The sequence below is a fragment of the Brachybacterium sp. GCM10030267 genome, assembly GCF_042666875.1.
Lineage (GTDB): Bacteria > Actinomycetota > Actinomycetes > Actinomycetales > Dermabacteraceae > Brachybacterium.
In genome coordinates this window covers 545,770-567,542 of the sequence record NZ_JBHTCX010000012.1, presented here as the reverse complement: position 1 = coordinate 567,542, position 21,773 = coordinate 545,770, and the positions used below count along the sequence as shown (strand labels likewise).

The following is a 21,773-nucleotide window of genomic DNA, read 5'->3' as shown; positions in this document are numbered from 1 at the left end:
AAGTATCCCGGTAAGACTATCCCGGTATTAGTATCGGGACATGGTCAGACTTCCCCTCACCCCCGCAGAGGTCGCCCGTGGAGAGCGCCTGGGGTCGCTCCTGCGCCGTGCGCGCGGCAATCGGCCGCTCCTCGAGACGGCACTGGAAGCCGGTCTCTCCCCGGAGACCCTGCGGAAGATCGAGTCGGGACGTGTCGCCACGCCGGCCTTCTCGACGATCGCCTCCATCGCGCATGTCCTGAGTCTGTCTCTCGATGAGATCTGGGCAGAGATCAGCGCATCCGATCAGGAGACTGCGGACGATGGGAGCGCGCGGGCCGACTCTGATCACCGGATGGCCTCCTAGGCGGACGCGCCTGCCTGCACTCCGCGCCGGGCGGGAGAGGCCTTGCCCTCCTCGACGATGAGCCCGTGCAGCTCGGCGAGCTCGGGAACGCTGAATCGCGCGCGGTCGAGAGCCGGGGCGAGCCGGCGGCGGAAGGCCCGGTACGAGCCGGGCACCGCATGGCCGCGCAGAGTGAGGAGCCGTCTGGCGTACTCATCGCAGATGAACGCCGGCCGGCTGAAGCAGTACAGGGCGATCGCGTCGGCCGTCTCCTCGCCGATGCCCTCGACCGCGAGCAGCTCGGTGCGCAGGTCGCCATCGCTGAGCTCGGACGCCGTGGGGCCTCGCTCGAGCGTCCACCGCGCGAGCGCCAGCAGCCGCCCCGGTTTGGTGCTGGCGAACCCCGAGCCGCGCACGAGGTCCCGGATACGATCCTCGTCGGCCGCGGCGAGCCGGCCGGGCTCCAGCAGGCCGGCACCGCGCAGGTTCGCGATCGACGCGGCCGCCTGCTCCCATCGGCTGCGTTGGACCAGGACCGCGCCGACGGCGATCTCGAAGGGCTCCTCTCCCGGCCACCATGCTCCGAGCGGCCCGTGCGCCTCCAGCAGGTCGCGCTGGAGCGCCCGCAGATCCGCCTCGGCCAGCGGGAGCAGCGCTCCGGGCGAGGCGGCGGCCGGCGCGCGGCTCACCGCGCCGTGTACCAGTCCGGCAGAGGTTCGGGGGCCAGCCGCTGCGTGTCACCGGGCCGGGTGAGGGTGAGCACGGCCCGCATCACCACCGGATGACTCTCCAGCTCTTCCTCGATCGCCTGGATCCGTCGCTGCAGCTCCGATTCGCGCACGTCGCCGACGACGTCGACCGAGGCGACGACGAAGAGCTTGTTCGCCCCCACCCACTCGGTGTGCAGGAAGCTGACGGACTGGATGTCGCGGTGGTGGACGAGATGGTCGAGCACCTCGTGGCGGGCCAGCGGTGAGCCGCCCTCGCCGGAGAGGAAGTCGCTGTTGCGCATGATCAGCAGGACCGCCACGACGCCCAGCAGCAGGCCCACCAGGATCGACCCGATCGCATCCCACACCGCCTGCCCGGTGATCTGGTGCAGGGCGATGCCCGCAGCGGCGATCACCAGCCCCAGCAGCGCGCACGAGTCCTCCGAGAACACGGCTCGCAGCATCGGGTCCGAGGTGGTGCGGATGTAGCGCAGCGGCTTGATGCCGCGCTCCCTGGCCCCGCGGACGGCCTGGCGCGTCGCCTGGAGGAACGAGACCCCCTCGAAGACGAACGAGACCGCGAGCACGACGTAGGCCCACGTGTACGTGGCCTCCTCGCTCGGGGCGCCGAGCTCCTGGATGCCGTGCCATACGGACACGCCGGCACCGACCGCGAACAGCCCGATCGCCGCGAACATCGACCACACGTATCCGGCGCGGCCGTAGCCCAGCGGATGCGAGCGGTCGGGGGCGCGGCGGGAGCGGCGCTCGCCGATCATGAGGAACACCTGGTTGCCGGTGTCCGCCCACGAGTGCGCCGCCTCGGCGAGCATCGAGGCGGAGCCGGTGAGGATCGAGACCACCGTCTTGGCGATCGCGATGAGGAAGTTCGCGCAGAACGCGATCAGAACGGTCAGGCCGCTCTCGCCGCCGCCACCGGACGGCTCGGCCGGGCTGCCGTCGCCGGCGGCTTCGATCCCGCCACCGTTGCCGGTGCTCCGGTCAGTCCGACCCTGTGCGTCGTCCCGCTCCTGTGCGTCGTCCCGACCCGGCGAGCTGCCGGGGCGCTGTCCGGAGCCGGTTCCCGTGGTGCCCGTCGCCGTCGTGTTCTCGTCGCTCACGGCCCCATTGTGCGCCGCGCGGGGTAGATGGTCACATCCTCGGGCGCGACCCGCGGGTGGACCCGACTGCCCGGGCGGATTGCCGATTCGGCCACGACCTGCGGTGACAGGTCCGCGGCGAGGTCCTCGGTGCGCACTCGCACGAGATCGCCGTGCGGTTCGAGGGCGACGACCGAGCGTTCGGCCATGGCCGCCGCGCCCGCGCTCGCGGGGGCCGAGCCGAGCTCGACCGCACTGGGGCGGAAGACGGCGTGGACCGCGTCGCCCGGCCTCGCCCCACCGCGCAGACCGCCGGCGAGCCTGTCGTGCCCCGGCAGTGCCACGGCCGTGCCGTCCCAGGTGCCGTGCAGCAGATTGAGCCCGGCGAAGCGGGCCGCGAAGGCGCTGCGCGGCAGCGTGAGGACCTCCATCGTCGGCCCCTGCTCGCGGACATGGCCGTCCACGATGACGGCGGTGGTATCGGCCAGAGTCATCGCGTCGAGCGCGTCATGGCTGACCACGAGCGCGCTGCGATCGGCGAGAAATCTGCGCAGCAGTTCGCGCAGGCCGGGGGAGACATCCACGTCGAGGGCGGAGAGCGGCTCGTCCAGCAGCAGCAGACGCGGCCGCGCGGCCAGCGCCCGGGCGATCGCCGCGCGCTGCGCCTGCCCGCCGGAGAGCTGGTGGGGCCGCCGCTGCGCGAGCTCCTGAAGACCCACGTCCTCCAGCCGACGCCGAGTCTCGGCCCGCGCTGCCGCGCGGGGCACACCGAGGCTGCGGAGGGCGAACAGGATGTTCCCGGCCACGGTGAGATGCGGGAACAGGACCGGATCCTGCGTGAGGGTCGTGACGTGGCGGGAGTGCGGAGGCACCCAGGCGCGTGCGCGCCCGTCGGTCACATCGGCGAGCACGCGGCCGTCGAGCTCGACCCGTCCGGTGCGGGGTCGCAGCGTCCCGGCGATCACGCCCAGCACACTGGACTTGCCGGCACCGTTGGGACCGACCAGCGCGGAGGTCTCCCCGGCCGGCAGCTCCAGGGCGAGATCGAGCCCGCGCTCGGGCATGGTCACCCGTACCGACAGACTCATGCGGCGGCCCGCCGCCGGGCGATGGCGATGACCATCACGGCGACGATCATCAGCACGAAGGACAGCGCCACAGCGGCATCCGGATCGCTCTCGCGCTGGAGGTAGATCTCCAGCGGCAGCGTGCGCGTGGTGCCCTGCAGGCTGCCGGCGACGGTGATCGTGGCGCCGAACTCGCCGAGCGCCCGCGCGAAGGACAGCACCGTGCCCGAGGCCAGGCTCGGCAGCATCAGCGGCAGCGTCACCCGCAGCAGCACTCTGCTGGGCCGGGCGCCGAGCGAGGCGGCGGCCGCCTCGTACCGCGTACCTGCGGTGCGCAGCGCCCCCTCGAGGCTGATGACGAGGAAGGGCAGCGCGACGAAGGTCTGCGCGAGCACCACGGCGGCGGTGGAGAAGGCGACCTGGATGCCCAGGACCTCGAGGTGCCGCCCGATCAGTCCCTGGCGACCGACGGTGTACAGCAGGGCGATGCCGCTGACCACCGGCGGCAGGACCAGGGGGATCAGCACGAGGGAGCGCAGCAGCGAGATGCCGGGAGCACGGGCACGGGCGAGAAGCAGAGCCATCGGCACCCCGAGCACCACGCACGCGGCGGCGCTGGTGGCCGCGGTCTGCAGGCTGAGGCGCAGCGCAGCCAGGGAGGACTCGCTGGTGATCAGCGCCCAGAAGCTGGACCACTCGACCCGGGTCGACATCGCGACCAGGGGCAGCAGCACGAACAGGGCACCGATCAGAGCAGGGACCAGCACCCAACGGGGCAGTGCGGAGCCGGGAGCGGGCGTGGCCGAGACCGTGCCGGTCCTAGGGCGTGAGGGCGCAGGGCGTGAGGACATCGCAGCTCACGCACCGGCGAAGCCATAGCTGCTCAGGACCGTCCGGCCGTCCTCGCCGAGCACCAGATCGATGAACTCCTCGCCGAGATCGGGATGGGCCGTACCGGGGACAGCCGTGATCGGATATGTGTTCACCGCGCTCGCCGCCTCGGGGAAGGTGATCCCCTCCACGGCGTCTCCTGCCTTCTGCACGTCGGTGACATAGACCAGGCCGGCGCCGGCCTCGCCGCTGGTGACCTTGCCCAGCACGTCGGTGACGCTCTGCTCCTCGCTGACCGGGGAGAAGTCCAGACCCGCCGCGTCCTGGACCTTCTCGGCCGCGGCGCCGCAGGGTACTTCCGGCGCGCACACGACCAGGCGCACCCCGTCGCCGGTGAGTGAGGAGAGGTCCGTGATCCCCGCGGGATTGCCGGGCGGGACGGCGATCATCAGCGTGTTCGTCGCGAAATCGGTGGGTTCGGCGTCCTCGAGCTTGTCCATGTTCGCGGTGTCGGCCGAGGCGAACACGTCGGCAGGGGCGCCTTCGCGGATCTGGGCGGCCAGCGTGGAGGATCCGGCGACGCTGAGCGCGACGTCGACGTCCTCATGGGCGGCTTCGAACTGTGCTGCGAGCTCCTCGAACGGCTCCTGGAGCGAGGCGGCCGCATACACGGTGAGGGTGGTGGGGTCCTCGGAGCTCGCGCAGCCCGTCGCACCGAGGCCCAGAGCCAGGCCGGCGATGGCGGCGAGCAGACCTCGCCACGCCGGAGCACTGATCGCGGGCGAGATCATGCCGACGTGCCCGCGTCGGTCGTCTCGATGATCACCTGCGTGGCCTTCACCGACGCGGTGGCGACCTTTCCCGGTTCCAGCCCGAGATCACGGGCGGCCTCGCTGCTCATCAGCGAGACCACGCGGAAGGGGCCGCACTGCAGTTCGACCTGTGCCATGACGGTGTCCATGACGACGTCGGTCACGAGGCCGACGAATCGGTTGCGCGCCGAGGAGCGCACGCCGTCGTCCATCTCGGGACCGACCGCGAGCTCGCGCGCCAGGCGAGCGACGTCCACGCCCTCGAGCACCTTGCGCCCGGCAGCGTCCGTGGTCGCGGTGAGGGTGCCCCGCTCGATCCGGCGCCGGACGGTGTCCTCGCTGACTCCCAGGAACATGGCAGCCTCTCGAACCCGCATCTGCGTCATGAACGCCAGTATAGGGGCGCAGATGCGGCCCTTGCTGGCAGGCCGGTTCCGGAGGTCAGGCCACGATCAGGACTCCGGCCAGCGCGATCGACGCGACGACGAGGGTGGACAGCGCCGCCAGTGCGAACGGGCGCAGGCCGACCCGGACGAGCCGACGCACCGACACCCCGCACCCGAGGGCGAACATCGCCGCGGCCAGCAGGATCGTCTGCAGCACGGACCCTGCCTCGAGAACGACCACCGGAAGGGGCACGAACGAGCCCAGCAGCACCATCGCCAGGAATCCGAGCACGAACACCGGCACCAGCGGCGGGCGCTTCGCAGTGGGCGGGACACCTCCGGGGCCGGCTGCGGGGCCGCCTCCGGGATCCGCGGCGTCGCGTGCATCGAGCCCGGCGGTCGCTCGGGCGGCCGCGCCGACGCGCCGCCGCTGCCGCATACCGAGCACCGCCATCACCGGTGCGAGCATCAGGACGCGGGCCAGCTTGACCACGACGGCGACCGCGAGCGCGCCTCCGCCGAGCACTCCGCCGGCCGCCACCACCTGAGCGATCTCATGGATCGAGCCGCCGGCCCACAGGCCGGAGGTCATGGGCCCGAGCCCCAGCACCGCCGAGGCCGCAGGGACCAGGCCGATCATCAGCGTGCCGAACAGCACCACCAGGGCGATCGCGGTGACCGTGCGTTCCTCGTGCTCGTCCTCCGGATCGGTGACACCCGCCGCGGCAGCGACCGCGGCGGCCCCGCAGATCGAGAAACCGCAGGCGATCAGGAGAGTCAGACACGGCTCGACCTTCAGCAGCCGTCCCAGTGCCAGCGTCCCGAGCATGCCGCCGCCCACGACGGACATCACCACGAGCAGCATCGGGGCGCCCAGGGCGAGGATGTCCCCGAGCACGAGCTGCAGGCCGAGCAGCACGATCCCCGCCCGGAGCAGCACCTTCGCGGAGAAGTCCAGACCCGGCTTGACGCTGGCGGGCAGGTTCGTCGTATTGGCGACGACGATCCCGGCGAGGATCGCCAGGATCAGGGCGCTCACGCCGGGCAGAGAAGCGGCCGCCACCGCGGCGGCGACCGCGACGAGCAGGCACAGCGCCACCCCCGGCATCAGCCCGCGAGGCACCGCGGCAACGGTGAGGGCAGGCGCGGACATGCCAGGACTCTTCCACGGTGCCGGCACGCTCGGTAGAGGGCGCATGACCAGCAGGGCATATCATGGAGATATGTCCGAGCCTCTGCCCAACCTGCAGGCCCTGGCTCTGTTCATCGCCGTCGTCGACGAGGGCGGGCTCGGCGCGGGCGCCCGGAAGCTGGGCATGTACCAGCCCAATGCGAGCCGGACCATCGTGACCCTGGAGAGACAGGCCGGCACAGCGCTGCTGGACCGGAATCCCCGCGGCTCCCGCCCGACCTCCGCCGGGCTGCTCTATGCCGCTCACGCTCGCGACCTCCTGGAGTCGGCCGAGGCGTTCAGCGCCTGGCTGCGCCACAGCCGGGACGAGAACACGCTCGACCTCCACGTCGGGGCGAGCATGACGATCGCGGAGAACCTGATGCCGGCCTGGCTGACCGACCTGCGCCGCTCCAGCCCTCGCGTCCGCGCGGAGCTGGAGGTTCTCAATTCCGCCCAGGTGCTCGAGGAGATCCGCGACGGCCGGCTGCAGCTGGGCTTCATCGAGACCCCGCACGTTCCCCGCTCGGTCCACGCCCTCGCCCTGCGGGAGGACGAGCTCGTCGTCGTGGTCGCTCCCGACCACCCATGGGCCCGCAGGGATGAGCCGCTGGGGCTCGATGAGCTCGCCGCGACCCCGCTCGTCGTGCGCGAAGGCGGCTCCGGCACCCGGGACGCCTTCGAGGAGCTGGTCCCGTCGGCCGCCGGCACACCACCCGTTCAGGAGCTCAGCAGCAATGCCGCCGTGCGGATCGCGGTGGCCTCGGGCGCTGGACCGGCGGTGATCAGCATGCTGGCCGTCCGCTCGCAGCTCGAGGCGGGGCAGCTGGCGCGGGTTCCGGTGCGGGGACAGAGCCTGCGGCGGCCGTTGACGGCGGTGTGGACGGGTCCGCGCCGGCTCAGCGGCCCGGCGGCGGAACTCGTCGCCGTGGCATCCCGCGAGGTGCGCGCGGGGGCAGGTCGCGCTGAGTCGGGGAGCGCGGACTCATGACGCCGACGATCGTGGACGCGGACCTCTCCGATCCGCGTCTGGTCCGCTTCCTCCAGCAGCACCTCGAGGACATGGCCGACACCGCCCCGGACGAGAGCCGGCACGCACTTAATCTCTCTGCCCTGACCGCGCCGACGGTGCGGCTGTGGGTCGCCGAGGTCGGGTCGGCGCCGGCCGGGACGGTCGCGCTGTCCCGACTCGAGCCCGACCATGTGGAGCTCAAGAGCATGCGTACCGACCCGGCCCTGCGCGGACGAGGCATCGCGACGGCACTGCTGGAGCACGTGATGGTCGAGGCCCGGCGATGGGGCGCGGCCCGTATCTCGCTGGAGACCGGTTCGGCGGAGTTCTTCGCCCCGGCCCGGGCGCTGTATGCCCGTCACGGGTTCCGCGAATGCCCGCCGTTCGGTGCCTATGTCGCCGATCCCCACAGCGTGTTCATGACCCGCGATCTTCCCGGACCGCGGAACTAGGCGGCGCGCGCCTCGATCCGCCACCGCTGCTCGAGGGCCTTCATCGCACTGAGCTGCGTGGAGTAGTGGATGGGGCCGTCCTCGCGCAGGGTCCAGTCGTTGCCGGCTCGCAGCAGCTCGTCCTCGCGCCGAGCCGAGGCGACCAGCGCATCGGTGCCGCGGCGCACGAAGTCCTCGAAGGCGCGCCGATCGTCGTCCGCCTCGGGCAGCGCCTCGATGAGCAGCCCCAGGTACCGGTAGAAGATTCCCTTGAACAGGCCCTCGTCGCCGCCATTGCCCTCGGCGCGGAACACGGAGCCGTCGCTGAGCTCAGCGATGGCCGTACGGGCCGTGCGCCGGGCCCGCACCAGGTAGTCGCCCTCGCCGGTGCGGCGGAACCACTCCACGCAGGCGCCGAGGTAGAGGCCCTGGTTGTAGGTGAAGCGCCACTGCACGTCGATCCGTCCGTCGCCCGCACGGTTGATGCCGTCCTCGACGAAGCCGTCCACCGCCACCAGGGTGCGCTCCCACCAGTCCATGGCAGTCCCGGCGTAGGCGGCCAGCTGGGCATCCTGGGCGGGGATCCGTGCGGCGAGCCGGAGCGCCAGGATGATCAGCGGGCCGTTGGCGGGGGAGTTCTTGTAGTCCAGCTGCTGCTTGCGCCAGGCCAGGCTCTCACCGAGGGTGTCGTTCCAGCCGTGCTCGATCACGTGGTCGACGAGGAACTCGGCGTCGGTCAGATCCTGCTGGTTCCCGGTGGCGTCGAACAACCGCACCAGTGCGAGCGCGAACCACAGCATGTCGTCGAAGTAGTCGTTGACCAGCGATCCCCCATTGCGGGCGACGATCTCGTCGCGCACCTCTCGGGCCGCCTCGGTCCAGCGGTGGTCCCCGGTGCGCTCGTACGCGTCCAGACGGCAGTCCATGACGTGGGCCAGCCACCAGTAGTTGAAGGTGTCCCCGCCGATGCTGCCGGCGGGATGAGCATTCTCAAGGTGGCCGGGACGATCAGTGCCGAAGAGCCGGTCGAGGCTGCTCTGCGCGAGCTGGGCGTGGTCGTTCCAGACTGCAGTGTCCGTGATCATGGGGCACGATCGTAGAGACATTCCGTCCCCCGCGCGCTGACGTTCCGCGAACGCGTCCCCGCGGGAACGCCCGATGGGGTCAGGGCCGTGGTGCTCGCCGGCAGGAGCCGCGTGCCGGCCGACCTCTTGAGCGTCCCGTGGCCGCTTCCTACGCTGTGGCGATGAGCAGCTTCGTCTCGCACACCTCCGTCGACTGCGCCGACGCCTATGCCCTCTCCGGATTCTGGAAGCAGGTCCTCGGCTACGAGGACGATCCCGAGGATCCCCGTGAGCCCGGAGACGAGGGGTGCGTGATCCGCGATCCCGAGTCCGGGCACACGGTGCTGTTCCTCGAGGTGCCGGAGTCCAAGACCGTCAAGAACAGAATGCACTTCGATCTGCGTCCACGGGAGGGGACCCGTGACGCGGAGCTCGAGCGCCTGCGCGGGATCGGAGCTGTCGAGATCGCCGACCACCGCGGGAAGTACGGACCGGGCAGCGGGTGGGTCGTTCTCGCGGACCCCGAGGGCAATGAGTTCTGCATCCTGCGATCCGAGGCGGAGGTCGCCGCGATGCAGGGCTCATCCTCGAACGGCGACGGGTGAGCGCCCCTACTCGCCTTCCTGCGGCGCCTCGTCGCTGAGCGGATGCAGCGGCGGCAGGGTGGGGATCGCGGGTTCGACGGGGCAGGCGTCATGGGATGCCGTCGCGGACGGCGGCCGGAAGTCGGCCTGCCCTTCCTCGTCACGCTGTTGCTCGCTCATGTCGTACGGACTCTTCTCCGTGGCGTGCTCCATTGCTCTATCCTCCCCGGAAATCCTGGAAACGCAATCAACGCGGCCGATGCGGGCGTGGCGAAGCGCCGCGCCGCGCCGCGCCCGGGCGTCATGGCGCGCCCGGGCGCCCCGCCGCGCCCGGGCGTCATCGAGCCGCAGGAGCCACACCATGCCGATCCTCCTCAACACGGGCGACCTCACCGTCCACCGTCGCCGGCAGGGGCTGCGGATTCACAGCGGCCCCAGCACCGTTGAGCGTTCCGCATCGAGCTCCAGTGCGGAGAGCACGGAGAGCAGCTGACGCTCCTCGTAGCGGAAGTGGCTCTCCATGATCGCCGCGATCCCTTCGAGATGCCGGTCCAGCTCGAGGGCGGGCGCCCCGCGGCCGACGGCGTCCTGGAGGCCGACGACCAGGTGCGCGATCATCGAGTGGTCCTGCTGCAGGTAGCGCAGGGTCTCGCCGAGCTCCGGATGTGCCTCCGCGATGGCGGGGAACAGCCGGCGGTCCTCACCCTCGTGATGCGCGGTCAGCGCCGTGCAGAATCCGTGGCAGAACAGCAGCAGATCGCGTGTGGCCGGCTCGGCGTCGGCCCCGTCGGCCAGAGCGTCCCGGGTGAGGCTCAGCGCCTCCCGCAGACGCGCATGCACGCGGCGCATTTCATGGTTCCAGGCGATGAGCCTGGCGTTCTCGCCCTCAGTCACAGAAGGGCGAAGGGTGCGACGTCATCATCGTCGAACTCCTTCGTGATCCGGCGCCTCCATGCCTGACACGGTCTGCCACCGGCACGCGACGCTCGCCCCAGCCTATCGGCGAACCCCGCAGGGCGGAACCGGGTCCGCAGATGCGAGGGACCGACCCCGCGACGTGGCGTCGGCCGCCGGAGGCATCACGCCGTGACGGCGAACGCGTCGATCTCGACCAGCATCTCCTCGCGCGGCAGACCGGTGAACACCGTCGTGCGCGCGGGCAGGACGCCCGAGGCGCAGCGGTTGCCGACGAACTCGCCGTAGGCCTCGTTCATCGCCGCGAAGTCCTCGCGCCGGGTGAGGTAGACGCGCAGCATCATGACGTCGTCGAACCCCGCGCCGCCGGCGGCCAGGATCGCCTCGATGTTGCTCAGAGTGCGAGTGGTCTGGGCGGCGACGTCCCCGGCATGGATGTAGTCACCGGTGGCCGGATCGACCGGGCCCTGACCGGAGACCTGCAGGAACGGGCCGCGCTGTACGCCCTGCGAGAAGGTGTGCGCGGGAGCGGAGGCGTCCGCGGTGGTGACGGCGCGACGGTCGGTCATGGAAGTCCTTCGATCGGTTGGCGTGGTCGCCTCGAGCGTAGCGTCACGGACGGATCTGCTCCGGCGCGGCCGCCCCGCGATACTGGAGCAGCACGCGACGGCGCGAGAGACCGGATGCGCAGCGCAGCACTGATGCGCACGCGCACGACCGGCGAGCAGCCCACGACTGACGAGCAGCTCAGGAACGATGAGCACGGAGGAGCACGGTATGGACGAGCTGAAAGCCGCACCGCTGGGGATGGACGCCGCCGGATTCGACCGGCTCCTGGCCGAGCACCCGACCCTGGAGGCGCTCCCCACCCCGCTGGTCACCCTCAGCGAGTCCGCGATCGAGCACAACCTCGCGACCATGGCCGAATGGTGCTCCGCGGCCGGCGTCGACCTGGCACCGCACGGCAAGACCACCATGAGCCGCACCCTGTGGCAGCGCCAGCTGGAGGCCGGGGCCTGGGGGATCACCGTCGCCACGCCCTGGCAGGCCGCGGTCGCCCTGGAGTGCGACATCCCCCGCGTGCTGCTGGCCAACGCACTGGTCCAGCCCGGGGCCCTGCGTGCCCTCGCCCCGCACGCCGCCCGCCTGAGCGTCTGGAGCGACTCGCGGCGCGGGATCGAGATCATGGACGAGGCGCTCACGACAGCGGGTGCGGCCGCGCCGCTGTCCGTCCTCATCGAACTCGGTGGCACCGGCGGCCGCACCGGCGTGCGCACCGTGGAGGAGGGCCTCGACCTCGCTCGCGCCGTGGCCGCTTCGCCGGTGCTGCGGCTGGCCGGCGTCGGCGGCTACGAAGGGGCGTTCGCGCACGCCGCGGACGATGCCTCACTGCACCGGGTCCGGGAGTACCTCGAGGATCTCGGGCGTCTGCACGACCGCATCGCCGAGGACGGCCTCTATCCGACCGACGGCGACCTGCTGCTGACCGCCGGGGGCAGCGCCTACTTCGACGACGTCGCCCGGGTGCTCGGCCCCCGCCACGACCCGCAGGGCTCCCGCGGCCCGGCGACCCGGGTGCTGCTGCGCTCGGGCGCCTACGTGATCCACGATGACGGCTTCTACCGCGGCATCAGTCCCCTCGCACGCGGCGGGGAGCTGCCGGACGCCGCCGATGCGACGAGCATGTCGACCCGTCGGCCGGGCCGGTTCCGCTCGGCCATGCACGGGTGGGCGAGCGTCGTCTCCCTCCCGGAGCCGGGCCTGGCCCTGGTCGACGCCGGCAAGCGGGACTTCTCCTTCGACGAAGGGCTGCCCGAGCCTCAGGCCGTTCGCCGTCTCGGGCGGGCCGACGTCGAGCGGCTCGAGGGCGCCCGGTGCACCGCGATGAACGATCAGCACACGTTCGTCGACCTGCCGGACGGCCACGACGTGCGGGTCGGCGACGTGATCCGGTTCGGCCTCTCCCATCCGTGCACCGTCCTGGACAAGTGGCGGGGACTGGTCCTCATCGATGACGACGGTGCCGAGGCGCCCCGGGCGACCGGACTGCTGGAGACCACCTTCGGATGACACCCCACGCCGCTCCCGAGATCCTCCTCCGCGGTGCCCTGATCCTCGACGGCAGCGGCGCCGCCCCGGGGACCGCCGACGTGCTGCTGCGCGACGGCGTGATCGCAGCCGTCAGCGGCCGCCTCGAGACGCCGGGCGCTCGCCGACTGGATTCCCCCGGGGCCCGTCGGATCGAGGCCGACGGTCTCGCTCTCGCGCCGGGCTTCATCGACATGCACGCCCACTCCGATCTCGCGGTGCTGGCCGACGGGGACCATCTCGCCAAGACCCTCCAAGGGGTGACCACCGAGGTCATCGGCCAGGACGGGCTCTCCTACGCGCCGGTGACCGACGAGACGACGACGATCATCCGCCAGCAGATCGCCGGTTGGAACGGGGAGCCGGCCGAGCTCGACTTCGCCTGGCGCAGCGTGGGCGAGTACCTCGCGGAGATCGACTCTCGCGGCGCCGCGACCCACGTCGCCTATCTGCTGCCCCAGGGAACCATCCGCATGAACGTGGTCGGCACCGAGAACCGTGCCGCCACCGCGGACGAACTCGCGCGGATGCGCGAGCAGGTCGCCCGCGGCATGGCCGAGGGCGCGTTCGGCCTCTCCTCGGGGCTGACCTACGTGCCCGGCATGTTCGCAGCCACCGATGAGCTGGTGGCCCTGTGCGAGGTGGTCGCCGGCCACGGCGGGTACTACAGCCCTCATCAGCGCTCCTACGGTGCGGGAGCGCTGGCCGCCTACCAGGAGATGGTCGAGATCGGGGCCCGATCCGGATGCCCTGTGCATCTGACCCACGCCACCATGAACTTCCCGGAGAACCGCGGCCGGGCCGGGGAGCTGCTGAGCCTGGTCGACGATGCCATCGCCCGCGGCGTCGACATCACCCTGGACTCGTATCCCTACCTGCCCGGATCGACGACGCTGTCGGCTCTGCTGCCCAGCCGCGCCGCCACGGGAGGGGTCGAGGCCACCCTGGAGCGGCTCACGGACGCGGACGAACGCGCCCGCATCACCCACCAGGTCGAAGTGCTCGGCAGCGACGGGTGCCACGGCGTCCCGGTCGACTGGACCGGCATCGAGATCGCCGGAGTGCGCCACGATCACCTCCGCGACCGCGTGGGCCGGACGATCGCCGACCTCGCCGCCACGGAGCACCGGCCCCCGGCGGACGTCTTCTTCGATCTGCTGATCCAGGATCGGCTGGGCACCAGCATCCTCCAGCACGTGGGCGACGAGGAGAATGTGCGCACCGTGATGCGCCACGCCCGTCACATGGGCGGCAGCGACGGCATCCTCGTCGGCGACAAACCGCATCCTCGGGGAGCCGGCACCTTCGCCCGGTACCTCGGCCACTACGTGCGTGAGCAGGGCGTGCTCTCGCTCGCCGAGGCCGTCGTCCACCTGTGCGCACGCCCCGCGCAGCGGCTCGGGCTGCGCGACCGCGGCACGATCGCCGAGGGAAAGGTCGCCGACCTGGTGCTGTTCGACCCCGAGACCATCGCCGACCGCGCCACCATCGACCAGCCCCGACTCGCCCCGACCGGGATCCACGAGGTCCTCAGCGAAGGGATGCCGGTGGTCACCGAGGGCGTGCGCACCGATGCCCGTCCCGGCCGCGCGCTGCGCGGGCCGGCGTGGCGTCGCTGAGCTGGCTCGGGTGGCGTCGCTGAGCGGGCCGACCAGGCAGACTGGGGGCATGGCAGAACCACAAGAGCCCCGCGTCGCCGTCTACCTCGACTTCGACAACATCGTCATGTCCTGGTACGACCGTGTCCACGGTCGCAATGCGTACAGCCGGGACCGCCAGCGGCTCGCCGAGGACCCCAGCGAGCCCGAGCTCGCCGAACGGCTGGGCAAGGCCACCGTCGACGTGGGCGCGATCATCGACTACGCCGCCTCGTTCGGCACCCTCATGCTCACCCGCGCCTATGCCGACTGGTCCGCCCCCGTCAACGCCGAGTACCGCTCCCAGCTGGTCTCCCGGGCCGTGGACCTCGTCCAGCTCTTCCCGGCGGCGGCGTACGCGAAGAACGGGGCCGACATCCGCCTGGCCGTCGACACCGTCGAGGACATGTTCCGCATCCCCGACCTCACCCACGTGGTCATCGTCGCCGGGGACTCGGACTACGTCCCCCTGGCCCAGCGCTGCCGTCGGCTGGGCCGCTACGTCATCGGCATGGGGGTGGCCGGATCGACCGCCAAGTCTCTCGCCGCGGCCTGCGACGAGTTCGAGTCCTACGACAACCTCCCCGGCATCGAGCGCCCGGAGCCGGCGCCCGCGTCCCGGTCGCGCCGCGGACAGGGAAGCGGCAAGGGCAAGGGCAGGTCCGGGGCCGGCTCCGGAGCGTCCACGGATCGTGACGCCGCGGCAGCCTCCGGTCAGGCACCGGCCCCGGCCGCCGAGGCGCCGGCGGCCGCATCCGGCACCGCCGATGCGGAGGACGAGGTCGTCGAACTCACCGAGGATCCGCAGGAGGCGGCGACCCGCCTGCTCCAGCGCGCCCTGCAGCTGGGGGACCGCGGGGACAGCGAGTGGCTGCACAGCTCCGCGGTCAAGACGCACATGCGCCGCATGGACCCCTCCTTCAGCGAGAAAGCCCTCGGCTTCCGCTCCTTCTCCGACTTTCTCAAGGCCAACTCGGACATCGCCGTGCTGGAGGAGACAGGCCACGAACGCCTGGTCCGGGCCAAGGACTGAGCCGGAGGAGCTCGGTCGGAACGGGCAGGGACTGAGCGACGCACAGCTCGATACCGCGACAGTTGTCGGAACGGGCGCTGGATGAGGTCACGTCCGGCGGTATCGACCGCGGGAGGTCTCATCGTGGCTCGCTCGGCGGGGCCGGACGGGAATGAGACCGGGGGTCACGGAAACGTAACGGGCGCTGACGGCTGCATGGGCTGACGCGCCCCCGTCTTACGTTGGCCGCATCGCCGGGCGCTGCTCGGCGGGCCCCAGCCCACTGCGCCCCTTGGAGGCAGCCATGGACTACGTCAAGCCGTCCGACCTGGTCACACGCCTGGTCGATGCCGGAGCCAGCAAGATCGGGATGTCTGCCCGGGAGACCCTCGTGCGCGCCGTCATGGGCGGTGCGATCCTCGGGCTCGCCGCGGCCTTCGCCGTGACCGTCTCGACCCAGACCGGCCAGCCCCTGCTCGGGGCGATCCTCTTCCCGGTCGGGTTCATCATGCTCTATCTGATGGGCTTCGACCTGCTGACGGGTGTGTTCACCCTGACCCCGCTGGCGCTGCTGGACCGCCGCCCCGGCGTCACCGTCGGCGGCGTGATGCGCACCTGGGGGCTGGTCTTCGTCGGCAACTTCATCGGTGCATTCGCCGTCGCCGTCCTGATGGCCATCTACTTCACGTACGGCTTCTCCTCCGCACCCAACGAGGTGGGGCTCGCCATCGGCGAGATCGGCCACGGCCGCACCGTCGGCTATGCCGATCACGGCGCCGCCGGCATGCTGACCCTGTTCGTGCGCGGCGTGCTGTGCAACTGGATGGTCTCCACGGGCGTCGTCGCAGCCTTCATGTCCGACAGCATGATCGCCAAGATCGCCGGCATGTGGATGCCCGTGATGCTCTTCTTCTACATGGGCTTCGAGCACTCCATCGTGAACATGTTCCTGTTCCCCTCGGGCCTGCTGCTGGGCGCGGACTTCACGCTCATGGACTACCTGCTGTGGAACGAGATCCCGACGGTCGTGGGCAACCTGGTCGGGGGCCTGGCCTTCGTCGGCCTCCCGCTGTACCTGGCCCACCGGCGCAAGGCCGCCGCCGCGGAACCGGTGATCCCCGTTGCCGCGGGCGAGACCGAGGGGACGACCGAGCCCGAGCTGGTCGGTGCGACCCGATGACCGCCCGCATCCTCGTCATCGGCGCGGGCATGGTGGCCCACCGCCTCGCGGACAGCCTCAGCGCCCGGGCCGACGCCGCGTACACCCTGACCATCCTCGGCGACGAAGGCCGCCACCCCTACGACCGTGTGGGCCTGACCCGCTTCTTCGACGGGGAGGACGCCGACGCTCTCTCCCTGGAACGCACCGTGCTCGAGGATCCTCGGATCACGCTGGTCGCGGGCGATCCGGCCGAGCACATCGATCGTGACCGGCGCAGCGTGCGCACCCGCTCCGGCGAGGAGTTCGGGTACGACCACCTGGTCCTGGCGACCGGCTCCTATGCCGCCCGCCCTCCGGTCGACGGCGCCGAGCAGCCCGGCTGCTTCGTCTACCGCACGCTCGACGACGTCGAGCAGCTGCGCGACCACGTCCGGCGCCGGGCCCGTGAACTCGGTCGTCCGGTGCGAGGCACCGTCATCGGCGGCGGCCTGCTCGGCCTCGAAGCCGCCGGAGCCCTGCAGGGGATGGACGCCGAGCCCACGGTGATCCAGTCCAGCGACCGGCTGATGTCCGCCCAGCTCGATCTGCCCGCCGGGGCCTCCCTGCGCCGGCTCATCGAGAAGCGCGGCATCGGCGTGCGCACCGGGGCTCGCACCACCCGGGTCCTGGCCGGGGACGACGGCGAGGTGCGCGGCGTGGAGTTCAAGGACGGCACCGCGATGGAGGCCGACGTCGTCATCTTCACCGTCGGCGTCCGCCCGCGCGACGAACTGGCCCGGTCCGCCGGCCTGACCTGCGCCGAGCGCGGCGGCGTCGAGATCGACGCCGCCTGCCGCACCAGCGATCCCGCCATCATGGCGATCGGTGAGGTCGCCTCCTACCAGGGCATGTGCGTGGGCCTGGTCGCCCCCGGGTATGCGATGGCCGAGGTCGCCGCCGACCGGATCCTGGGCGGGGACGCCACCTTCGGCGGGTACGACCTCTCGACCAAGCTCAAGCTCTCCGGCGTGGATGTCGCGAGCTTCGGTGACGCCTTCGCCACCACTCCCGGAGCACTCGATGTGGTCTATGCGGACCCGGTCAGCGGCGTTCACAAGAAGCTCGTCCTCTCCGACGACGCCAAGACGCTGCTGGGCGGCATGCTCGTCGGCGACGCCTCTGCCTACGGCTCGCTGCGGCCCCTGGTCGGCGGAGCCCTCGGCGGTGATCCCGCCGCCTACCTGATGCCCGAGGGCGGGGTCCCCACTCCCAAGGGCGAGATGCCCGATGAGGCCGTGGTCTGCTCCTGTGCGAATGTCAGCGCCGGCCGCATCCGGGAGGCCGTGCACGAGGAGGGCTGCACCGACGTGGCCGGCATCAAGGGCTGCACCCGTGCCGGTGCCACCTGCGGCTCCTGCGTGGTCATGATCAAGGGCCTCGTCGGCGGCGAGCTGACGAAGATGGGCAAGGCCGTCTCGAACGCCATGTGCGAGCACTTCGAGATGTCGCGTCGGCAGCTCTTCGACGCGGTGCACGTCTCGGGCCTGGACACCTTCAGCGCGATCATCGAGCGCTTCGGCACCGGGCGCGGCTGCGACACCTGCAAGCCGGCCATCGCCAGCATCCTCTCGGTCCTCACCGGCAAGCACGTCCTGGACGGAGAGAATGCCACCCTGCAGGACACCAACGACCACGTGATGGCGAACATGCAGAAGGACGGGAGCTACTCGGTCGTCCCGCGCATGCCCGGCGGCGAGGTCACCCCCGAGGGGCTCATCGTCATCGGGGAGATCGCCAAGGACTTCGGGCTGTACACGAAGCTCACCGGTGGACAGCGGATCGACATGTTCGGCGCCCGCCTCGACGAGCTGCCGCTGATCTGGCAGCGACTGGTCGACGCCGGGTTCGAATCCGGTCACGCCTACGGCAAGTCCCTGCGCACGGTGAAGTCCTGCGTCGGCTCGACGTGGTGCCGCTACGGCGTGCTCGACTCCGTCGGGATGGCCGTCCAGCTCGAGCTGCGCTATCGCGGGCTGCGCTCCCCGCACAAGCTGAAGGTGGGCGTCTCCGGGTGCGCCCGCGAGTGCGCGGAGGCGCGCGGGAAGGATGTCGGCGTCATCGCCACCGAGACCGGGTGGAACGTCTACGTCGGCGGCAACGGCGGGTTCACCCCGCGGCACGCGGAGCTGCTGGCGGAGGGCCTGGACGACGAGTCCCTGCTGCGCATCATCGACCGGTTCTTCATGTACTACATCCGCACGGCCGACAAGCTCCAGCGCACCGCGCGCTGGATCGAGGACCTCGACGGCGGCATCGAGGGCCTCAAGGAGGTCCTGCTCGAGGACAGCCTGGGCATCTGCGCCGATCTGGACGCGGCGATGGACAAGCACGTGGACGATTACGAGGACGAATGGGCGGCGACCCTGGCCGACCCGGACAAGCTGCGCCGGTTCGGCTCGTTCGTGAACGCGCCCACGACCCCGGACCCGTCCCTCGCCTACACTGCCGAGCGCGGCCAGGCCCGGCCCGCCAGCAGCGAGGAACGCGCATCGGGCGAGGTCCTGATCGCAGGAACAAGACTGGAGGTACGGCGATGACCGCACAGACCCTGGACCCCGCGACGACGCCCGGGCAGCCCGGGACGGCCGAGACGCCGGGAACCACCGGTACGCGCGGTGCCTCGGCACACTCCGCGCCGGCACCCGCCGCGCCGGGGGAGTCGGGGTGGCTGCGCATCTGCGCCGTTAGCGACCTCGAGGTGGAGCGGGGCCGCGCGGCGCTCCTGGGGACCACCCAGGTGGCACTGTTCCTGCTGTCGGACGGCACCGTCCGTGCCGTCTGCAACCGCGATCCGTACAGCAGCGCCTACGTGATGTCCCGTGGCATCGTCGGCTCCCGCGGGCAGACGCCCACCGTCGCCTCCCCGATGTTCAAGCAGGTCTTCGACCTGGACACGGGTGCCTGCCTCGACACGCAGGGCAAGGACCCTGCCGAGCTGCGCACCTGGCCCGCCGAGGTGCGCGACGGCGACGTCTACCTGCTCTGGGAACAGTCCTCATGAGCCCCGGGCACGTCTGGCTGGTGGGCGGCGGGCCGGGACCGGTCGATCTGATGACGGTCCGGGCCCACCGCCTGCTGCAGGAGTCGGACGTCGTCATCGCCGACCGACTCGGCCCCGATATCGGGGCCATCGCCGAGATCAGCTGGTGCGCCGACATCATCGACGTCGGCAAGCAGCCGGGCGCTCATCCCGTCCCGCAGGACGAGATCAACGCCCTGCTGATCGAGCACGCCCGCGAGGGCCGACGGGTGGTGCGACTCAAGGGCGGCGACCCGTTCGTCTTCGGCCGGGGCGGCGAGGAGTACGCCGCCTGTTCCGCCGCCGGTGTCCCGGTCGACATCGTCCCCGGCATCAGCAGCGCGATCGCGGTCCCTCAGGCCGCCGGCATCCCCGCGACCCACCGTGGGACGGCCGCCACGGTCCACGTGGTCACCGGCCACGGCCCGCCCAGCGCCTCCACGCTGGCGGCGCTGGCCGACGACACGGTGACCACGATGGTCCTGATGGGCGTGGCGGGCCTGCCCCGCCTGGTCGGGGCCGCGCTGGAGCACGGAGTGCCCGCCGCCCGCCCCGTCGCCATCGTGGAGAACGGCCACTGCGCGCGGCAGCGCACCACCCGCTCCACCCTCGGTGAGATCGTGGCGCTGGCCCGCAGCGTGGACGTGCAGAGCCCCGCGGTCATCGTGATCGGAGAGGTGGCGCGGGACGGCCTGCTGGATTCGCTGATCGACGAGAAGGGAAAGTCCGCAGTGACTTCCGCACCTGCGCAGGCGGTTCGATGAGCACCGCCCCTCTGCTCTCCCACGCCCTGACGGGGCGCCGGATCGTGATCGCTGTGGATCGCCGTTCGGAGGAGCTCGCCGCCGCCCTGGAGCGCCACGGCGCCTCGGTCGATGTCGCCCCGGCGATGTCGACCATTCCGCACATCGACGACGCCTCGCTGCTGGAGCGCACCCGCGAACTGATCGCCCGCCCGCCCCAGGTAGCCGTCGCCCTGACCGGCGTCGGCTTCCGCGGCTGGATCGAAGCCGCAGACGCCGCCGGTCTCGGGGAGGACCTGCGCACTGCGATGAGCGACTCTCTGATCCTGGCCCGCGGTCCGAAGGCACGCGGAGCGGTGCAGCAGGCGGGCCTGACGACCGGCTGGGCCGCCACCTCCGAGGTCAGCGCGGAGGTCGGGGAACGCCTGCTCGAGGAGGACCTCCACGGGAAGCGCGTCGCCGTCCAGCACCACGGCTCGGGCTCCGACGGACTGGACGAGCTGCTGGATCGGCACGGAGCGGACGTGGTGAGCCTGACGGTGTACCGCTGGGGGCCCTCGCGGGACCCGGAGGCCGTGGTCCGCTCCGTGATCGCCGCGAGCGCGGGCGAGGTCGACGCCGTGGTCTTCACCGCCGCCCCCGGGGCCTCCCGCTGGCTCGAGGAGGCCGAGCGCGCCGGCGCCCTGGCGGGCATCGCGGAGCAGGCCGCGGCGGGACATCTGACCTTCGCCGCCGTCGGCCCGGTCACCGCGGGGCCGCTCAGAGAACGGGGCCTGCCGGTGCTGATGGCGGAGCGCGGGCGCATGGGCTCTCTCGTGCGCGGCGTGGTCCAGCACTTCGACACCGGATCCGGGACCGCCGGGGAGGGGGACCGATGACCGCGCTGATCGCCTGCTCGCACGGCACCCGCTTCGCCGAGGGTCGCGCCACCGTCTCCGAGATCCTGGACCTGCTCTCGCTGGCCCTTCCCGGGGTGCGGATCGAACCAGCCTTCGTCGACGTGGAACAGCCCGAGGTCGACGACGTCGTGGCGCGCGTCGCCGCCGACGGCCCCGCCGTGGTCGTCCCGCTGCTGCTGTCCACCGGCCACCACACCAAGGTCGACATCGGCCGCGCCGTCGCCCCGTACCCCCATGTCGTCTCCGCCGGCACGATGGGGCCGCACGAGCTGCTGGCCCAGGCCCTGCTCCGCCGCCTGGGAGAGCTCCCGGGTGGCGACGCGGGCCGGCGTCCCGGCGACCACATCGTCCTCGCCGCAGCGGGGTCGAGCGATCCCGAGGCGGTGCTGGACGTCGAGCACATGCGCGACCTGCTGGCCGAGGAGCTGCCCGCTCCGGTGAGCATCGGCTACGGCGCCGGGGCGAAGCCCCGCATCCCCCGCGCGGTCGCCGCCGCCCGCGAGGGCGGGGCGGACCGCGTCATCGCCGCCAGCTACGTGCTGGCCCCGGGCCACTTCGCGAACCTCGTACTCGCAGCCGGGGCCGACCAGGTCAGCGCGCCCCTGGGCACGGATCCCGCGGTGATCTCCGTGATCGCTCAGCGGTACCGCGCCGCGGCCGCAGCCCTCCGCCACCCGGAGCCGGCGACCTCGGCCATCGGCGCCTGAGAGACGTGTGCGGTGGCCGGCAGTATCTGTCCGGACGGCCGCAGGCCCGGCCCGCTGAG

At 71.8% G+C, this 21,773-nt stretch carries 24 protein-coding genes; 13 read left to right on the top strand and 11 right to left on the bottom strand.

The features are described 5' to 3' along the window. The first annotated feature begins 40 nt into the window (after nucleotides 1–40). The gene (locus tag ACFQS2_RS13625; RefSeq protein ID WP_377016565.1) at nucleotides 41–346 is read left to right on the top strand and encodes a helix-turn-helix domain-containing protein; all 306 of its coding nucleotides are present in this window, start codon (nucleotides 41–43) and stop codon (nucleotides 344–346) included. Here the strand turns inward: ACFQS2_RS13625 and ACFQS2_RS13620 are convergent. From ACFQS2_RS13620 to ACFQS2_RS13590, 7 genes are read right to left on the bottom strand one after another with little or no spacing between them, the layout of a single operon-like run. After that, nucleotides 343–1,014, bottom strand: coding sequence for an endonuclease III domain-containing protein (locus ACFQS2_RS13620; RefSeq protein WP_377794081.1), 672 nt, complete (start codon nucleotides 1,012–1,014; stop codon nucleotides 343–345). The two genes, ACFQS2_RS13625 and ACFQS2_RS13620, sit on opposite strands and share 4 nt — an antisense overlap. Continuing rightward, on the bottom strand, nucleotides 1,011–2,156 hold the full coding sequence (locus ACFQS2_RS13615) for a cation diffusion facilitator family transporter (protein ID WP_377016569.1): 1,146 nt from the start codon (nucleotides 2,154–2,156) through the stop codon (nucleotides 1,011–1,013). Before ACFQS2_RS13615 ends, ACFQS2_RS13620 begins: the two co-directional genes overlap by 4 nt. After that, nucleotides 2,153–3,223, bottom strand: a complete 1,071-nt coding sequence (locus ACFQS2_RS13610) for a sulfate/molybdate ABC transporter ATP-binding protein (protein ID WP_377016571.1) — start codon at nucleotides 3,221–3,223, stop codon at nucleotides 2,153–2,155. The genes ACFQS2_RS13615 and ACFQS2_RS13610 overlap by 4 nt, the downstream gene beginning before the upstream one ends. Next, the gene (locus ACFQS2_RS13605; protein ID WP_377794080.1) at nucleotides 3,220–4,053 is read right to left on the bottom strand and encodes an ABC transporter permease; all 834 of its coding nucleotides are present in this window, start codon (nucleotides 4,051–4,053) and stop codon (nucleotides 3,220–3,222) included. Before ACFQS2_RS13605 ends, ACFQS2_RS13610 begins: the two co-directional genes overlap by 4 nt. A 6-nt stretch (nucleotides 4,054–4,059) precedes the next feature. After that, a complete protein-coding gene (gene modA / locus ACFQS2_RS13600; protein WP_377794079.1) occupies nucleotides 4,060–4,824 on the bottom strand; it encodes a molybdate ABC transporter substrate-binding protein in 765 nt (254 codons plus the stop codon). Further along, nucleotides 4,821–5,231 carry a molybdopterin-binding protein gene (locus tag ACFQS2_RS13595; RefSeq protein ID WP_377016577.1) on the bottom strand — a complete coding sequence of 137 codons (411 nt, stop codon included), beginning with the start codon at nucleotides 5,229–5,231 and terminating at the stop codon, nucleotides 4,821–4,823. Before ACFQS2_RS13595 ends, modA begins: the two co-directional genes overlap by 4 nt. A gap of 55 nt (nucleotides 5,232–5,286) precedes the next feature. Next, nucleotides 5,287–6,384: a YeiH family protein gene (locus ACFQS2_RS13590; RefSeq protein ID WP_377794078.1), complete on the bottom strand. Its 1,098-nt coding sequence runs from the start codon at nucleotides 6,382–6,384 to the stop codon at nucleotides 5,287–5,289. A gap of 70 nt (nucleotides 6,385–6,454) precedes the next feature. Here ACFQS2_RS13590 and ACFQS2_RS13585 point away from each other — a divergent pair, with 70 nt between their 5' ends. Then, nucleotides 6,455–7,393, top strand: a complete 939-nt coding sequence (locus ACFQS2_RS13585) for a LysR substrate-binding domain-containing protein (RefSeq protein WP_377794077.1) — start codon at nucleotides 6,455–6,457, stop codon at nucleotides 7,391–7,393. Then, complete coding sequence (locus ACFQS2_RS13580; protein WP_377016583.1) at nucleotides 7,390–7,866, top strand: GNAT family N-acetyltransferase; 477 nt, start codon at nucleotides 7,390–7,392, stop codon at nucleotides 7,864–7,866. Before ACFQS2_RS13585 ends, ACFQS2_RS13580 begins: the two co-directional genes overlap by 4 nt. On the opposite strand, the gene ACFQS2_RS13575 is transcribed toward ACFQS2_RS13580, so the two are convergent. Further along, nucleotides 7,863–8,930 (bottom strand): glycoside hydrolase family 76 protein, encoded by a 1,068-nt coding sequence (locus tag ACFQS2_RS13575; protein WP_377794076.1) that lies wholly within the window; start codon nucleotides 8,928–8,930, stop codon nucleotides 7,863–7,865. The genes ACFQS2_RS13580 and ACFQS2_RS13575 overlap by 4 nt on opposite strands. 161 nt (nucleotides 8,931–9,091) lie before the next feature. On the opposite strand from ACFQS2_RS13575, the gene ACFQS2_RS13570 reads away from it, so the two are divergent. Beyond that, entirely contained in the window at nucleotides 9,092–9,514 is a 423-nt protein-coding gene (locus ACFQS2_RS13570; protein ID WP_377016587.1) for a VOC family protein, read from the top strand. A 6-nt stretch (nucleotides 9,515–9,520) separates the two neighbouring features. Here ACFQS2_RS13570 and ACFQS2_RS13565 read toward each other — a convergent pair whose 3' ends face one another. The 3 genes from ACFQS2_RS13565 to ACFQS2_RS13555 form a co-directional block, all read right to left on the bottom strand. Then, nucleotides 9,521–9,856 (bottom strand): hypothetical protein, encoded by a 336-nt coding sequence (locus ACFQS2_RS13565; protein ID WP_377016589.1) that lies wholly within the window; start codon nucleotides 9,854–9,856, stop codon nucleotides 9,521–9,523. 60 nt (nucleotides 9,857–9,916) lie between these two features. Beyond that, nucleotides 9,917–10,387, bottom strand: coding sequence for a hemerythrin domain-containing protein (locus ACFQS2_RS13560; RefSeq protein WP_377794075.1), 471 nt, complete (start codon nucleotides 10,385–10,387; stop codon nucleotides 9,917–9,919). Between the two features lie 185 nt (nucleotides 10,388–10,572). Beyond that, the gene (locus ACFQS2_RS13555) at nucleotides 10,573–10,977 is read right to left on the bottom strand and encodes a RidA family protein (protein WP_377794074.1); all 405 of its coding nucleotides are present in this window, start codon (nucleotides 10,975–10,977) and stop codon (nucleotides 10,573–10,575) included. 208 nt (nucleotides 10,978–11,185) lie between these two features. Between ACFQS2_RS13555 and ACFQS2_RS13550 the strand changes: the two genes are divergently transcribed. The 9 genes from ACFQS2_RS13550 (at nucleotide 11,186) to ACFQS2_RS13510 (ending at nucleotide 21,714) form a co-directional block, all read left to right on the top strand. Further along, nucleotides 11,186–12,478 carry an alanine racemase gene (locus tag ACFQS2_RS13550; RefSeq protein WP_377794073.1) on the top strand — a complete coding sequence of 431 codons (1,293 nt, stop codon included), beginning with the start codon at nucleotides 11,186–11,188 and terminating at the stop codon, nucleotides 12,476–12,478. Then, a complete protein-coding gene (locus tag ACFQS2_RS13545; RefSeq protein ID WP_377794072.1) occupies nucleotides 12,475–14,115 on the top strand; it encodes an amidohydrolase family protein in 1,641 nt (546 codons plus the stop codon). Before ACFQS2_RS13550 ends, ACFQS2_RS13545 begins: the two co-directional genes overlap by 4 nt. 49 nt (nucleotides 14,116–14,164) lie before the next feature. Then, a complete protein-coding gene (locus ACFQS2_RS13540) occupies nucleotides 14,165–15,166 on the top strand; it encodes an NYN domain-containing protein (protein WP_377794071.1) in 1,002 nt (333 codons plus the stop codon). A 283-nt stretch (nucleotides 15,167–15,449) separates the two neighbouring features. Further along, nucleotides 15,450–16,325, top strand: a complete 876-nt coding sequence (locus ACFQS2_RS13535; RefSeq protein WP_377794070.1) for a formate/nitrite transporter family protein — start codon at nucleotides 15,450–15,452, stop codon at nucleotides 16,323–16,325. Next, a complete protein-coding gene (gene nirB / locus ACFQS2_RS13530) occupies nucleotides 16,322–18,883 on the top strand; it encodes a nitrite reductase large subunit NirB (RefSeq protein WP_377794069.1) in 2,562 nt (853 codons plus the stop codon). Before ACFQS2_RS13535 ends, nirB begins: the two co-directional genes overlap by 4 nt. After that, on the top strand, nucleotides 18,880–19,347 hold the full coding sequence (nirD, locus tag ACFQS2_RS13525; protein ID WP_377794068.1) for a nitrite reductase small subunit NirD: 468 nt from the start codon (nucleotides 18,880–18,882) through the stop codon (nucleotides 19,345–19,347). The genes nirB and nirD overlap by 4 nt, the downstream gene beginning before the upstream one ends. Further along, nucleotides 19,344–20,129, top strand: a complete 786-nt coding sequence (gene cobA, locus ACFQS2_RS13520; RefSeq protein ID WP_377794067.1) for a uroporphyrinogen-III C-methyltransferase — start codon at nucleotides 19,344–19,346, stop codon at nucleotides 20,127–20,129. The genes nirD and cobA overlap by 4 nt, the downstream gene beginning before the upstream one ends. Then, nucleotides 20,126–20,986: a uroporphyrinogen-III synthase gene (locus ACFQS2_RS13515; protein ID WP_377794066.1), complete on the top strand. Its 861-nt coding sequence runs from the start codon at nucleotides 20,126–20,128 to the stop codon at nucleotides 20,984–20,986. The genes cobA and ACFQS2_RS13515 overlap by 4 nt, the downstream gene beginning before the upstream one ends. Beyond that, complete coding sequence (locus ACFQS2_RS13510) at nucleotides 20,983–21,714, top strand: sirohydrochlorin chelatase (RefSeq protein ID WP_377794065.1); 732 nt, start codon at nucleotides 20,983–20,985, stop codon at nucleotides 21,712–21,714. The genes ACFQS2_RS13515 and ACFQS2_RS13510 overlap by 4 nt, the downstream gene beginning before the upstream one ends. Nucleotides 21,715–21,773 lie beyond the last annotated feature (59 nt).